Annotated in this window: 2 protein-coding genes; both read left to right on the top strand. The window is 75.0% G+C overall.

Features of this window, described 5'->3' with window-relative positions; all coding sequences use genetic code 11:
• Positions 1-223: 223 nt before the first annotated feature.
• Positions 224-1948, top strand: a complete 1725-nt coding sequence (locus BEK98_RS26365; protein WP_094219158.1) for a fatty acyl-AMP ligase — start codon at positions 224-226, stop codon at positions 1946-1948.
• A gap of 132 nt (positions 1949-2080) precedes the next feature.
• Entirely contained in the window at positions 2081-15796 is a 13716-nt protein-coding gene (locus BEK98_RS26360) for a type I polyketide synthase (RefSeq protein ID WP_094219157.1), read from the top strand.
• The last annotated feature ends 594 nt before the right edge of the window (positions 15797-16390 follow it).

The following is a 16390-nucleotide window of genomic DNA, read 5'->3' as shown; positions in this document are numbered from 1 at the left end:
TTCGGCCGCTCGGCCGAACGGACTTGCTAAGGTGCTACTCGTCGGTAGCCAGTCGCTGCGGGGGGAACACGCGCAGCCGTCCGACCCGTGGCTCCCTGGCCGGGGGGCCGACTCCAACGACCCGGCAAGGACGCCGGGTTGACTCGACCGGCGACCGTCCGTGCGGTCCGGCCGTCGAACACCTTTCCCGCGCCCACCTCTTCAGACAGGTGAGACTCGTCCCATGGCACGTTCCCTGGTCGACTTACTGACCACGCACGCCTCGAACCATCCGGAGCGCACCGCGTACCGCCACCTCGTCACCGGTGACTGCGACGGAGAGACCCAGGAACTCACCTACGGCCGGCTGGCCACCCGCTCCCGGGCCATCGCCGCCCACCTGCAGGAGCGCGGACTGGCCGGATCGCGCGCCATGCTGCTCTACCCGCCCGGCCTGGAGTTCATCTGCGCCTACCTGGGCTGTCTGTCGGCCGGCGTGGTCGCCGTACCGGGCGTGCCCGCGCAGGGCCGCTCCCAGAACCACCGTGCGCTCACCCGGATGAAGCGCCTGGTGGCCGATGCGGACGCCAAGGTCATCCTGGGCGGCCGGGACGTGATCGCCGCGCTCGACGGCATGGCCGCACATCTGCCCGAACTCGACGGGATCGCCCGCCTGACCACCGAGGACATCCCCGACGACGCGGCGGCCGCCTGGCGTGAACCCGACCTCACCGCGGATTCCGTCGCGTTCCTCCAGTACACCTCCGGCTCCACCTCCGCCCCGCGCGGTGTCGTGGTCACCCACGGCAACCTGCTGGACAACGAGCGGGTCATCACCGAGCGCATGGGCCACACGCCCGAGGCGATCGAGGCACACGACCACGAGATGTTCGTCAGCTGGCTGCCGGTCTACCACGACATGGGGCTCATAGGTCCCGTCCTGAACACGGTGTACCTCGGCACCACCGCCACCCTGTTCTCGCCCCTGCACTTCCTCCAGCAGCCGGCCCGCTGGCTCACCGCCGTCAGCCGCTACCGCCCGCACACCAGCGGCGCCCCCAACTTCGGCTACGAGCTGTGCCTGAAGCACGTCGGCCCGGAGCTGCTGGACGGCCTCGACCTCAGCTCGTGGAAGGTCGCCTTCAACGGGGCCGAGCCGGTGCGCCCGGCCACCCTGCGCCGCTTCGCCGACACCTTCGGCCCCGCCGGATTCCGCCGCGAGGCCCTCTACCCCTGCTACGGCCTGGCCGAGGCCACCCTGATGGTCACCGGCGGCACCGTGGACACCCCGCCGACGCTGCTCGCCGCCGCCGACGGCGCCCCGAACGCCGGCGAGGCCGACGCGGCCGCCGTCGGCTGCGGCCGGCCCGGCCCCGGCGTGACCGTGGCGATCGTCGATCCCGAGCGGCAGGAGGAGCTGCCCGAGGGCGGGACCGGCGAGATCTGGGTGGGCGGAGCGAGTGTCGCCAAGGGCTACTGGCGCAACGCCCTTGCCACCCGCGAGACCTTCCGGGCCGGGCTCCAGGGCCACGAAGGGCGGTTCCTGCGCACCGGCGACCTCGGCTTCCTGCGGGACGGTGAACTCTTCGTCACCGGCCGGCTGAAGGACCTCATCGTCATCGACGGCCGCAACCACTACCCGCAGGACCTGGAGCTGACCGCCGAACTGTCCCACCCGGCCCTGCGCCCCGGCTGCACCGCCGCGTTCTCCGTGGACACCGCGGCCGAGGGTGAACAGCCCGTCCTCGTGGCCGAGATCGCCCCGGACGATGCCGGCGAGTCCGAGAAGATCACCGACCTGATCCGCAGCGGGGTCGGCGAGGCCCACGGCCTGTCCCTGCGCGACGTCGTCCTGGTCCAGCCGGGCACCATCCCCAAGACCTCCAGCGGGAAGATCCAGCGCCGCGCCACCCTGACGGCGTATCTCGACGGCACCCTCTCCGTGGTGACCGCACCCGCTGTGGGGTGACAGCCCCGCCTCCCGCGCCCCGTCGGCGCGGGAGGCCCCTGCGGCCGTACGCCGCCTGTTTCGCCGTACCGCACACCCGTCGCCCGGTACGGAATCCAGCCTGAGCCCGAGTTCACGAGGACACCTGCCCAGATGCCTGCGAACGAGTCCCCGAAGCACACTCCCGAGCCGTCCCTGACGACCTCCGAGGGCGTCCGGGCCTGGCTGGCATCGGCCGTCGCCGAGGCCGCCGGGACCGACCCGGCGGACGTCGACCCGAACCGGCCGCTCGCCGAATTCGGCCTCGGATCACGCCAGTTGGTCACCCTGGCCGCCGAACTCGGCACGCTGACCGGCCGCCCCCTGGAACCGTCCCTCGTCTTCAACCACCCCACCATCGACGCCGTCGCGCAGGCCGTCTTCGCCCCGCAGCGGGCCCGAACGCCGGTGCCGAGCACGGTCGTTGAGCGGACCGGCCCCGGCGACGACGTGGCGATCATCTCCCTGGCCTGCCGCTTCCCCGGCGGCGCCGACGACCCCGAGGCCCTGTGGCGGCTGCTGACCACGGGCGAGGACGCCATCTCCGAGGTCCCGGCGGGACGTTGGGACACGAACGGCCTGTACGACCCCGACCCCGAGGCCACCGGCAAGGCCTACACCCTGCGCGGCGGCTTCCTCGACGGCGGCATCGACCGCTTCGACGCGGCCTTCTTCGGCATCTCCCCGCGCGAGGCCGCCGCCATGGACCCCCAGCAGCGGCTGCTCCTGCAGACCGCCTGGGAGGCGATCGAACGCGCCGGTGTCGTCCCGGAGTCCCTGAGCGGCAGCTCCACCGGCGTCTATCTCGGCCTGTACGACAGCGGCTACCTCGCCGCCGCCCCGCTCACCCAGCTCGACGGACATGTCGGCACCGGCTCGGCGGCCAGCGTGGCATCCGGACGCATCGCCTACACCCTCGGCCTGCAGGGGCCGGCGGTGACCGTCGACACCGCCTGCTCGTCCTCGCTGGTCGCCCTGCACCTGGCGGCGCGGGCCCTGGCGAGCGGGGAGTGCGATCTCGCCCTGGCCGGCGGGGCCACGCTGCTCGTCACCCCGCGCGGGCACGTCGAGTTCAGCAGGCTGCGCGGGCTGTCCCCGTCCGGGCGGTGCAGCCCGTTCTCCGCCGACGCGGACGGCGTCGTATGGGCCGAGGGCTGCGGTCTCGTCGTACTCAAGCGGCTCGCGGACGCGCGCCGCGACGGCGACCGGATCCTGGCCGTCGTCAAGGGCTCGGCGATCAACCAGGACGGCCGCAGCCAGGGCCTCAGCGCCCCCAACGGCCCGGCCCAGGAAAGGGTGCTGCGCGCCGCCCTGGACGCGGCCGGGCTCGGCCCGCACGACCTCGACCACGTCGAGGCCCACGGCACCGGCACCCGGCTCGGCGACCCCATCGAACTCCGGGCCCTGGCCGACGTGTTCGGCCCCGACCGCCCGGCCGACCGCCCCCTCGGCATCGGCTCCCTGAAGTCCAACATCGGCCACACCCAGGCGGCTGCGGGCATCGGCGGCGTCATCAAGACCGTCCTCGCGCTCGGCCACGAGCACATGCCGGCCTCCCTGCACGCCGAACGCCTCACCGACCAGATCGACTGGACCGGCAGCGGGCTGCACGTGCAGAGCGCCGGACAGGCCTGGCCGCGCACCGCGGACAGGGTGCGCCGGGCCGGGGTCAGCGCCTTCGGGATCAGCGGGACCAACGCCCACGTGGTCCTGGAGGAAGCGCCCGAGCCCGCTGGGGTAGCGCCTGAAGTCGCCGGGGAAGCGCCGGAATCCGCCGCCGATGCCCCCGCACAGCAGCCGACCCCCACCCTCTTCCCCCTCTCCGCCCGCAGCCTCCCCGCCCTGCACGGCCAGGCCGCCCGGCTGCTCGGCGCCCTCGAATCCCACCCGGAGCTGCCGCTCCCCGCGGTCGCCGCGACCCTCGCCCGTCACCGGACCCACTTCGACCACCGGGCCGTCGTTCGGGCCTCAGACCGAACCCAGCTCCTCGACGTCCTGCGCGCCCTGGCCGACGGAGACCCCACCCCCGAGCACACCACCGGCCCCCAGCGGACCGCCCCCGCCGGAAAGCTGGCCTTCGTCTTCCCCGGACAGGGCAGCCAGTGGGCCGGGATGGCCCGCGACCTGCTGGACCGGGACCGCGTGTTCGCCGACGAGCTGGACCGCTGCGACGCGGCGCTGCGCCCGTTCACCGAGTGGTCCGTGGCGGCCGTGCTGCGCGGCGACGCCGGCGCCCCGTCCCTGGACCGCGTGGACGTCGTCCAGCCCGCCCTGTTCGCCGTGATGGTGTCGCTGGCCGCCGTCTGGCGCGCCCGGGGCATCCGACCGGACGCCGTCATCGGGCACAGCCAGGGCGAGGTCGCCGCGGCCTGCGTCGCGGGCGCGCTCAGCCTCAACGACGCGGCCGCCGTCGTCGCCCTGCGCAGCCAGGCCCTGACCGGCGTGTCCGGCACCGGCACCATGGCCGTGATCGCGCTGCCCCACGGCGAGGTCCGGGCCGAACTCGACGGTTCCGTCTCGGTCGCCGCCGTCAACAGCGGCCGGGCGACCGTGGTCGCGGGCGCCGTCGAAGAGGTCGAAGCGCTGCTCGCCCGCCTCGAAGCACGCCAGGTGTTCGTCCGCCGTCTCGACGTCGACTACGCCTCCCACAGCGACCGGGTCGAACCGGTCCGCGAGCGGATCCTCGACGAACTCGACGGCGTGACCACGTACCCGACGGACATCGCCTGGTACTCCACGGTCACCGCCGAACCGGTCACCGAGGAGCTGGAGGCCGGCTACTGGTACACCAACCTCCGCGAAACCGTCCGCTTCGCGCCCACCGTCGAGCGCATGCTCGCCGACGGCTACCGCCACTTCGTCGAGCTGAGCCCCCACCCGGCCCTGCTCACCGCGCTGCACACCATCGGCGAGGACACCGGCCACGACCTGACCACCGTCGGCTCGCTGGGCCGCGACGAGGACGGCCCCGCCTGCCTGGACCGGGCCGCCGCCGAACTCCACGTCCACGGACGGCGGATCGACTGGCGCCGTCTGGTCCCCGACAGCGACCCGGCCGACCTGCCGACCTACGCCTGGGACGCACAGCGCCACTGGATCGAACCCGAGACCGCCACCGGCGGCCCGGCCCTGTTCGACCACGCCGCGCATCCGCTGCTCGGCATCCAGCTCCAGTCCGCCGACGAGACCCGCTGGACCTTCCGCAACGAGTGGTCCCCGGCCACCGCCGACTGGCTGCCCGACCACACCGTGTTCGGCCGCACCGTGGTCTCCGGCACCACCCTGATGGAGCTGTGCCGCGCCGCGCTCGCCGTGGCCCGCCCGGACGACGCGGCCGACGTCACCGACCTGCTCCTGCTCAGCCCCCTCGTGCTGCCCGGCTCCGGCACGGTCGAGGTCTCCGTCGAGGTCGTCACCGCCGGTCCCGTACCCGAGATCACCGTGCACAGCCGCCCGCGCGGCCAGGACGCCCCCGGCTGGACCCTTCACGCCACCGCCTCCGCCGCCGAATCCTCCCCGCTCAGCGCGGGCCGCCCCCCGCAGTGGCCCGACACCGCCGAACAGGCCTGGACCGCGCAGACGTACGACCGCCTCGCCGACCTCGGCCTCGGCTACGGGCCCGCCTTCCAGGGCGTACGGTCGGCCGTCACGACCGGCGACGGAGAACTCCTCGCCCGTCTCTCCCTACCCTCCACCGCGCGCGACACGGCCGACCCCTACCCGGTGCACCCGGCCCTGCTCGACGCCGCTTTGCACGTCACGGCCGCCTTCGGAGCGGCCGACGGACGCGCCCTGCTCCCCGTCGCCGTGGGACGCTGCGTCCTGCCGTACGGCGGCGCGGGCGATCTGACCGCGCAGGTGCGGCGCACGAGCCAGGCCGGCTCGGACCTCACCCTGGACGTCACGCTGTGGGACGCCGACGGCCTGCCCGCCGGGCGCCTGGAGGCCGTACGTCTGCGCGCCGCCGAGCCGGCCGACCTCGACGCCGGTTCGGAGAACGCCCGGCACCTCTACGAGGTGGCCTGGACGGCCGTCACCGAGGAGCCGCCCGCCGCGCCGGACCTCACGTGGACCGTGGCCGGCGATCCGGCCGACCCGCAGGCCGAGGCCGCGCTGCACGGCCTGGAGCGTCGCGAGACCGGCGCCGACGTCGCCGTACGATTCTGGCCGCGCCCCGACGAACCGCTGTCCGGAGCCCATGAGTTGGCGGCCACCGCCCTCGCCGAACTGCAGCGGATCATCGCGCTCCCCGAGGACCAGGCGCCCGCCCGGACGGTGTGGGTGACCCGTGGCGCGATCGCCGCCGCCGACGGCGACCCGGTGGCCGGGCTCGCCCAGTCGGTCCTGTGGGGGCTGGTCCGCAGCGCCCGTGCCGAGCATCCGGACCTCGGGCTGACGTTGCTGGACCTCGACGACGGCGATCCCGCGTCCGCGCTCAGGGCAGCCGCAGGCCTTGCCGACGAGCCCGAACTGGCCCTCCGTGAAGGGACGTTGTTCGTCCCCCGGCTGGTGCGTGCACGACCCGACCGGGACGAGCGGCGCGGGGCCGGTCATCTCCCCACGGACGGGACCGTCCTGATCACGGGTGGTCTGGGTGCCGTCGGCCGGCACATCGCCCGGCTGTTCGCCCAACGAGGCGTTCCCCGGCTCGTGTTGACGGCTCGCAGGGGCGCCGAGGATCCCCGCGCGGCCGAGACGGTCGCCGAGCTGTCCGCGCTGGGCGCCGCGGCGGAGGTCGTCGCGTGCGAGGTCACCGACCCGGCCGCCGTCGCCGACGTACTCTCCCGTGCCGGCGACGAGTTGCCCCTGCGCGGTGTCGTGCACTGCGCCGGGATCCTCGACGACGGGGTGGTCGCCGAGCTGACGCCCGAGCGGCTGGCGCGGGTGCTGCGCCCCAAGGTCGACGGGGCCCTCCAGCTGCACCGGCTCACCGCCGACACCCCGCTGGACCTGTTCCTGCTGGTGTCCTCGGCCGCCGGTGTCGTGGGCAACGCGGGCCAGGGCAACTACGCGGCCGCCAACGTCTTCCTCGACCAACTCGCCCACCACCGGCGGGCCCTGGGCCTGCCCGGCAGCTCGATCTCCTTCGGCGCCTGGGCCGGTGAGGGCCTCGCCGCGGTCCACGCCGACCTGGACCGCATGGCCCGGCTCGGCCACCGGGCGCTCACCCCGGACCAGGGCCGCGACCTCGTGGCGCTGGCCCTGCGGCGCCCCGCCCCGCACCTGGTGGCCTGGGCCCTCGACCTGCCCCGCCTGCGCTCGTCGGACGCGGCCGGCACCGCCCTGTGGCGCTCGCTGCTGCCCGCGCCGCGCGGCACCGGGGCAGACGCCCTCGCCGACCGGCTGGCCCGGCTGCCCGAGCCCGAGCGGGCCGAGCGCGTCCTGGCCCTGGTCCGCGACGAGGCCTCCCGCACCCTCGGCCTGCGCTCGGCCGAGTCCGTACGCCCCGACCAGCCGCTGCGCGACCTCGGCATGGACTCGGTCACCGCCGTCGAACTGCGCAACAGCATCGGCGCCCGGCTCGGCACCCGCCTGCCCGCCACCCTCCTCTTCGACCACCCCACCGCCGACCGGCTGGCCGAGTACCTGCTGGCCACCGTGCTGGGGCGCCCGTCACGCAAGGACCAGCGGGCTCGTACGACCGTGCCCGTCGGCGACGAACCGATCGCCATCGTCGCCATGGCCTGCCGGCTGCCCGGCGGGGTGAGCGACCCGGACGGACTGTGGCGACTGGTCGCCGAAGGCCGGGACGCGGTCGGCCCCTTCCCGGCCGGACGCTGGGACGTGGACGCGCTGTACGACCCCGACCCGGACGCCCTCGGCAAGTCCTACGCCCGCGAGGGCGGCTTCCTGGACGACATCGAGTCCTTCGACGCGGGCTTCTTCGGCATCACCCCGAAGGAGGCCGCCGCCATGGACCCCCAGCAGCGGCTGCTGCTGGAGACGGCCTGGGAGGCACTGGAACGCGCCGGAATCGTGCCCGCCCGGCTCGCGGGCAGCACCACCGGCGTGTACGTCGGCATGTTCGGCAGCGACTACCTGGCGGGTTCCCGCCTCGACCAGCTCGACGGCTACGTGGGCACCGGCTCGGCGCTCAGCGTCGCCTCCGGCCGGCTGGCGTACGCGCTCGGCCTGCACGGCCCGGCCCTGACCGTGGACACGGCCTGTTCGTCCTCCCTGGTGGCAACGCATCTGGCCGCCCAGGCCCTGCGCGCCGGGGAGTGCGACCTGGCCCTGGCCGGCGGGGTGACGCTGATGGTGACCCCGCAGACCTTCGTGGAGTTCAGCCGCCTGCGGGGACTGTCCCCGACCGGCCGCTGCCGCTCGTTCTCCGACGAAGCCGATGGCGCGATCTGGGCCGAGGGCGCCGGCATGCTCGTCCTCAAGCGGCTGAGCGACGCCGAGCGGGACGGCGACGAGGTGCTGGCGGTGCTGCGCGGTACGGCGGTCAACCAGGACGGCCGCAGCCAGGGTCTGTCGGCGCCCAACGGCCCCGCCCAGGAACAGGTGATCCGCCGTGCGCTGGAGCTGTCCGGGCTGGCGCCCGCCGACATCGACCACATCGAGGCGCACGGCACCGGCACCACCCTCGGCGACCCGATCGAGGCCAACGCCCTGGCCGAGGTCTTCGGCGGCTCCCGCCCGCAGGACCGCCCCCTGCACCTGGGTTCGCTCAAGTCCAACATCGGCCATGCGCAGGCCGCTTCGGGCATCGCCGGGCTGATCAAGGTCGTGCAGTCGCTGCGCCACCAGACCCTGCCCCGCACCCTGCACGCCGGCTCGCCGAGCCGGCACGTCGAGTGGCACGGCAGCGGGCTCCGGTTGCTCCAGGAACCGGTCGCCTGGCCGGCGACGGGGGAGCGGGTGCGGCGGGCCGGGGTCAGCGCCTTCGGCATCAGCGGGACCAACGCCCACGTCATCGTGGAGGAAGCCCCCGCCCGGCCGCGGCAGGAAGAGGAAGCCTCCGCCCGGCCGCGGCAGGACACGGAACTCCCCGACGGAAAACTGCTGTTCCCGCTCTCCGGGCGCGGCGAGGCCGGGCTGCGCGGGCAGGCGACCCGGCTGGCCCGGTACGTCACCGCCGAAACCGCCCTCGCGGACGTCGCCCACACTCTGGCCCGGCACCGCAGCCACCTCGAGTGGCGTACCGCGGTCGTCGCCGGCGACCGGGACGAACTGCTCTCCTCCCTCAAGGCGTTGGGCAGCGGACGCAAGCCCGTGTCCGCGCCCCGCGAGTACCAGACCGGCAAGGTCGCCTTCGTGTTCGCCGGACACGGGGGCCAATGGTCCGGCATGGGCCTGGAGTTGCTGTCCCAGTCCGACGCCTTCCGGGCGGAGCTGACCCGGATCGACGCCGCCGTGGAGCGACAGGCCGGCTGGTCGGTGCTCAACGTGCTGCGGGCGCCGGAGGAGTTCTCCCCGCTCGACCGCACCGAATACCTCCAGCCGGTGCTGTTCGCCGTCAACGCGGCCCTGGCCGCCGCCTGGCGGGAACTCGGCGTCACCCCGGACGCCGTCGTCGGCCACAGCCTGGGCGAGATCGCCGCCGCGTACAGCGCGGGAGCCCTCACCCTGGACGAGGCCGTCACCGCCGTCACCGGGCGGGCCGCCGCGGTGGTCCCGCTCGTCGGGCAGGGCGGCATGCTCGCCGTGGAGCTGCCGCTCGCCGAGGTCGAGGAGCTGCTGGAGCCCTACGCCGGCCGGCTCTTCGTCGGAGCCGTCAACAGCCCCGGCGCCACAGCCGTCTCCGGCGAGGCGGACGCGCTCACCGCACTGCGCCGTCAACTGGAGGAGCGGGGCGTCCCCACGCGCGTCCTGTCGACGCCGTTCGCCTCGCACACCCCGCTCATGGAACCGCTGCGCGCCGAACTCCTCGACCGCTTCGCCGGCATCCGGGGCACCCGCACACCGACCCCGCTCTACTCGTCGGTGCTCGCCGAACCCGTCCCCGGGGACGGCCTGGACGCCGCGTACTGGTTCGACAACCTGCGCCGGCCGGTCCGCTTCACCGAGACCATCCGCCGGATGCTGGACGACGGATACCGCTACTTCGTGGAACTCAGCCCGCACCCCTCGCTCACCTCGGCGATCGAAGCCGTGGCCGCCGAGGCCGGGATCGACGCGACCGGCATCGGCTCGCTGCGGCGCGGCCGGGACGGACACGACGTACTGCTCGGCAGGCTGGGGGAGTTGTACGAGGCCGGACACACGCCCGACTGGACGGCCCTCTTCCCGCGCGGCCGCCGCGCCGACCTGCCCACCTACGCCTTCGCCCGCGAACGCCACTGGCTCGCCCCCGTCCAGGCCACCTCCACCGGCGGCTCACCGCTGCTCGGCACCCACGTCCAGGCCAGCGACGAACCCGGCCGGGACCTCTTCCAGAGCGAGATCGACCTGCGCGACAGCCGCTTCGCCTATCTGACCGACCACCGGGTCACGGGCGAGGTGTGGCTGCCCGGCGCGGCCTTCCTGGACCTGGCGCTGGAGGCCGCGACCACGCTCGCCGACGGCGGCGAGGTGCAGTTGGCCGACGTCCGGTTCGTGCAGCCGCTGCGCCTGGACGCCGACCGGCCCGTACGGCTGCAGATGGTGCTGCGGCCCGCCGAGGACGGCTTCCGGGACTTCTCCATCGCGTCGGCGCCTGCCGGTGAGCGTCGGTGGGAACGGCACGTGACCGGGCGGATCGCCCTCACCGAGGATCCGTCGGTGGACGCGGGGGAACTCGCCGCCCTGCGCGAGCGCTGCGCCGAGCGGGTCGACCTTCCCGCCCTCTACGCGGGCCTCGCCGCGCTCGGCATCGACTACGGCCCCGCCTTCCGGGGCCTGACGGAGGGCCACCGGGACGGCGGCACGACAGCGGTGGCCCGCCTGGCCGCCCGGCCCGCCGCCGGTCACCTCCTGCACCCCGCCACGCTCGACGCCGCCTTCCACACGGCCGCGCTGCCCGCCGCCGCCCCGCAGGGCAGGGCGTTCGTGCCCGCCGGCGCCGGACGCGTACGGTTCACCGGCCTGCGCACCGCACCCGCCTGGGTGAGCTGCGACCTGCGCGCGGTGGACGGCGACACCGCCGTCCTCGACCTGCGCCTGTGGGACGAGAGCGACCAACTCGTCCTGGCGGCCGATGAGTTCCGGCTCGCCGCGCTCTCCCCGCTGGACGGCGCCCTCTTCGAGACCCGCTGGCAGCCCCGCCCCGCGGCACAGGAGCCGCCCGCCGAGGGCAGCTGGCTCATCGTCGCCGACGAGAGCGGCGTCGCCGACGAACTCATCGACCGAATCGGCGACTTGGCGCCGCACGTCGTCGCCCGCCCGGGCACCGCGTACGGCGCCGAGGGCCCCGGCCGCTACGTCCTCGACCCGGCCGACCCGGACCAGTGGGCCCGGCTCCTGGACGAGGCCTTCGCGGACGCGCCGCCCGAGCGGGTGGTCCAGCTGTCCGCGCTCGACGCCCCGCCGGTCTGCGACGACCGCAGCGCCGAGGAGGCCGCCCGGCTCTGCTGCCTGAGCACCCTGCACCTGGTGCGGGCCCTCACCGAGCGCGAGCGGTCCGCGGGCCGGACACCGCGCCTGTTCGTCGTCGTACGCGGCAGCCAGGCCGCCGGTGACAGCACCGCGGTGACGCACCCGCAGCAGGCCCTCGCCTGGGGCTTCGGACTCGCCGTGGCCCAGGAACACCCGGAACTCGCCACCACGCTGGTCGACCTGCCCGCCGACGGCGGCGCCGAGGAGCTGTGGACCCAGCTGTGGCACGCCGACGACGAGCGCCTGGTCGCGCTGCGCGGCACCGGCCGCCTCGTCCCGCGCCTGGCCCGTACCCGCCCCGACGACGGCGGCCACCCCGAACTGCCGGACGGTGTGCACCTGATCACCGGTGGCCTGGGCGGCCTGGGCCGGGTCGTCGCCGAGCGGCTGGTGCGCCGGGGCGCCCGGCGGCTCGCCCTAGTGAGCCGTGGCACGCCCGACCCGGCCGCCACCGCCTGGATCCAGGGCCTCGAACAGCGGGGCGTCACCGTGCACCTCGCCCGCGCCGACGTCGCCGACCGTGCCGGACTCACCGCGGCCCTGGACGCCGTACGCCGCGAGGCCGGCCCGGTCTCCACCGTGGTCCACGCCGCCGGTGTCCTGGACGACGCCACCCTGGCGAACCTCACCGAGGAGCGCGTCCGGCGCGTCCTCGCGCCCAAGGTGCTCGGCACCGCCCTGCTCACCGAACTGGTCCCGGAGGCGGAGAACCTGGTCCTGTTCGCCTCGGCGGCCGGTCTGCTGGGCTCGGCGGGGCAGAGCCCGTACGCGGCGGCGAACGCCTTCCTCGACGCCTGGGCGCACCACCTCTCCCGGACCGGCCGACGGGCGCTGAGCCTGGACTGGGGGGCCTGGGCGGGCGTCGGCATGGTCGCCGAGTCCGGCACCCGGGCCGCCGAGACCAGCCGCTCCGGCCTGGTCGCCTTCTCCCCGCAGGACGGCGGCGAGCTGTTCGAACGGGTGCTGACCACCGCCCGCCGCCAGCTCGCCCCGATCGCCCTCGACTGGGACCTGCTCGCCCTCGACCCGGACGCGGCCCGCAGCCGCCCCCTGCTCGCCGACCTGGTGACCGTCCCGGCCGGCGGCGGCGACACCGACGACCTGGTGAAGAAGGTGTTCGCGGCCGCCACCGGGCCGGAGCGCACCGAGTGGCTCGAGACCTATGTGCGGGCCCGGGTCGGCGAGGTCTCCGGCGGCGCGGTGGACGTGTTCGCCACCACGGCCCTGAAGGAGCTGGGCCTGGACTCGCTGATGCTGGTCCGGCTGCGCAACGCGTTCGCCCGCGACCTGGGCGTCGAACTCCCGGCCGCCGACGTGTTCTCCGCCGCCGACATCCGCGGCCTCGCCCGCGCCCTCGGCGAGGCCCTGCCCGAGCGGGCCGCCCCGGCCCAGCGGGCCGAGACGTCACCCGCGCAGGAGGTGCCCGAGACCGAACTGCGGCCCGCGACCCGGGATGTCGTACGACTCCTGCGCAGCGCGCAGCCGGACATGCCCGACGCGGCCCACGGTGTCGGCCTGGCCGTACGGCTCACCACACCGACCACCCGCGAAGCCCTCACCGGCATCCTGGACCGGCTCGCCGCCCGGCACGCGGCCCTGCGCACGGCCGTCGTGACCGGAGCCGAGGGCGGCCGCCAGCTGCGGGTGGACCGTGAGCCGCCCACGCCGCTGCTGCGGTGGACCGAGGCCACGGAGGTCGACGCTGCCGAGCGGCTGCGGCTGCTCCTGGAGCCGCCGTTCGACCTGGCCGTCCCGCCGCTGTGGCGGTTCGAACTCGCCGACGGCGGCCCGCAGGGCCAGATCCTGGTGTTCGGCGCCCATCACGCGGTCAGCGACCTGCAGTCCCTGCTGCTCGTGGCCGCGGAGATCGACGCAGAACTCTCCGGCACCCCGCTGGACGGCACCGTCACCAACCGGGACATCGACCTCCTGATCGAGGCCCAGCAAGGCGGCGGCGAGGGCCCCGGCGACGACTGGCGCGCGGCTTTCCAGGGCAGCGAACGGCTCGACCTGACCCTCGCCCGGCCGCGCCCGGAAACCCGCTCCTACCGGTCCGGCAGCGTCACCGTGACCGTCCCCGACGGCCTCACGGAACGGATCTCGGCCGCCGCGAGCGCGCTGGCCGTCACCCCCGCCGCGTTCTGCCTCGGCACCCTCACCGTGCTGCTGGCCAGGAAGCGGGAGCGGGAGCGGTTCGCGCTCGCCGTGCCCGTGGACACCCGCGTCCACGCCGACGCGTACGGCGCGGTGGGCTTCTTCGGCGTCCCCGTGCCCTTCCCCGCCCAGGCGGCGGCGGGGGAGCGGGTCGCGGACGTACTGGTCCGCACCGACCAGCGTCTACAGCGGATCCTGGCGAAGGGCGCCATGTTCTCCGACGTCCTCGCCACGCTCGCCCGGCAGGGCCTGCACCGCGCCAACGCACCGCTCGTCGAGGTGTACTTCAACTACGTCCGCTTCTCGGGCCGGTTGACCCACCTCGAGGTGCTGCCCGCCGGGGTCGGCCACACCGACCTCGACCTGATGATCACCATGACCCCGGACACGGGCACCGTCCGCCTCGACCACAACCTCGACATCCTGGACGCCGACACCGCGACCGGACTCGGCGAGGAGTTCCTGCGGTTGCTCGGCGAGACCGCCGAGGACGCGACCGCGGTCGTACGGGTCGCGGCGGTGCATGCCGGGGAGAGCGCAACGGCCGTTCAGCAGGAGCCGGTTCAGCAGGCACCGGTCGAGGGACCGCGTCTCGCTCTCGCCGCCACCTTCGCCCTCGGAAACCTGCCCCTGATGTGCGAGGCCGCGCTGGAGGACGAGCGGACGACCGTCGCCGAGGCGCCGTACCACCAGGTGCTCGCCGCCCTCCAGGACCCCTCCGGCGTCCTCGCCGACCCGGCCACCGCGGTGGGCGTCGTCCTGCTGCGGGCCGCCGACCTGGAGCGGTTCGGGCCGGTGGACGACACGGTCCTCGCCGAACTGCGCGGCGCCTACCCGGCCGCGCTGAAGTCCCTCGCCGAACGCACCCGCAGGCCGCTGGTCGTCGGCATCCTGCCGACCGCCCGGCCCACGGACCGCCTCCTCGCATGGGAGCGGGGGATCGCCGCCGACCTGGCCGGACTGCCCGGCATCGCGGTGCTCGGGCCGGACGAGTGGACCCGGCAGCACACCGTCGAGGACCCCTTCGACGAGCGCACCGAGCGCCTCGCCCACCTGCCCTTCAGCCCGGCCTTCCAGGCAGCCGTGGCGCTGTGCCTGGCCGAGGTGGTTCGGGCCGTACGGCGTCCCGCGCCCAAGGTGATCGCCGTCGACGGCGACGAGACCCTGTGGGGCGGAGTGGCGGGCGAGGCCGGCCCCGAGGCGGTCGACCTCACCGGCCCGCGCGCCCGACTGGCCCGCAGGCTGCTCCAGTGGCGGGAAGCGGGTGCGCTGCTGGCGCTGGTCAGCAACAACGACGAGGCCACGGTCCGGGCCGTCCTCGACCGGCCCGACAGCCTGCTCAAGGCCGAGCACTTCAGCGTGGTCTCCGCCGCCTGGAACCCCAAGCCGGACCGCCTCGCCGAAGCGGCCCGCACCCTCAACCTCGGCCTGGACAGCTTCCTGTTCCTGGACGACAACCCGGCCGAGATCGCCAGGATGCGCTCGGCGCTCCCGCAGGTGCTGTCCGTGACCTGCCCGCCGGCCGCCGAACTCGACGCGTTCCTGGACCGGTTGTGGCCCCTCGTCCCGGCCGCGGCGACCGCCGAGGACGCCCTGCGGGCCCGGTTCTACGCACAGGAACGCGAGCGGGACGCCGTCCGCGACGGTGCCGGGTTCGAGGAGTTCCTCGCCCAGCTGAACCTGGAGGTCGACATCCGCGAGCTGGCGGACGTGGACGTCGAGCGCGGCGAGCAACTGGTGCGCCGCACCAACCAGTTCACCCTGCGGGCCCGGTCCGCCGACGGCGGCGACCTCGCCCGGTGGCGCGAACAGGGCGAGGTGTGGACGGCGGCGGCACGGGACCGGTTCGGCGACTACGGCCAGATCGCCCTGCTCGCGGTCGGTGCCGACGGCAACCAACTCGACGTCCTCGCCTGGCTGATGAGCTGCCGTGCCCTCGGCCGGGGCGTCGAGGAACGGCTGCTCTCCTGGCTCGCCGACCGGGCCGAGCAGCTGGGCTGCGCCAAGGTCCGGCTCAGCGCGGAGCGCACCCCGCGCAACGCCCCCGCCCGCCGGCTGCTCGCCGCGCTCGGCGGCGGCGAGCCGGACGACGAACGGCTGGACGTCGTGACCACCCCCGAACACCTGCGGGCCTTCCGCTCCTGGGAGCAGCAGTGAGGAACAAGACCGTGCACAACGCGAAGGGCTCTCATGCGTGACATGAACGAGGAGCCGGCCCACGCCGGCCGGCGGGCGATCGCCGAGTCGATCGAACGGGGCGGCGGCGGACTCGGCGTGGCCGACCTGCTGGCCAAGGTACGGGCGACGGCCACCGAGCCCGCCCCGGCCCCGNNGGAGGGCGAGCTGGGCATCGAGGTCGACCTCGACGGGGTCTTCGCGGACGCCCGACCGGTGAGCCTGGCCCGGAGGTGGCTACTGCTGCTCGAAGCGACGAGGCCACCGATGCCCTCCGCCGCGCCGGCAGCTCTCGCCGCGGCACCGGGTGTCTCCGCGCCCGTGGCGCCTTCGGCCGACCCGGTGGCTCACGGTGCCTCGGGGGTCTTCGGGGACGCGGGCTCCCCGGCCTCGCCGCCGCCCGTGGCCGCCGCACCGGGGGTCTCTCGGAACACGGCCTCCTCGGCCGGACCAACACCTCTCGCCACGCCGTCGGGCATCTCCGCGCCCGCCACCCCCTCGGCCGCTTTCGCCGCACCCGCGGTCTCCCAGGACGCACCCTTCTCGGCCACTCCCACCCCCCTCGCCTCCCCGGCG

Source organism: Streptomyces diastatochromogenes, from assembly GCF_002242805.1.
Lineage (GTDB): Bacteria > Actinomycetota > Actinomycetes > Streptomycetales > Streptomycetaceae > Streptomyces > Streptomyces diastatochromogenes.
This window is presented reverse-complemented; position numbering and strand designations above follow the sequence as displayed.

What these genes read in the sequence shown, in the direction of transcription:
- BEK98_RS26360 (WP_094219157.1), top strand. Translation starts at nt 2,081, where the DNA reads ATGCCTGCGAACGAGTCCCCGAAGCACACTCCCGAGCCGTCCCTGACG.
- BEK98_RS26365 (WP_094219158.1), top strand. Translation starts at nt 224, where the DNA reads ATGGCACGTTCCCTGGTCGACTTACTGACCACGCACGCCTCGAACCAT.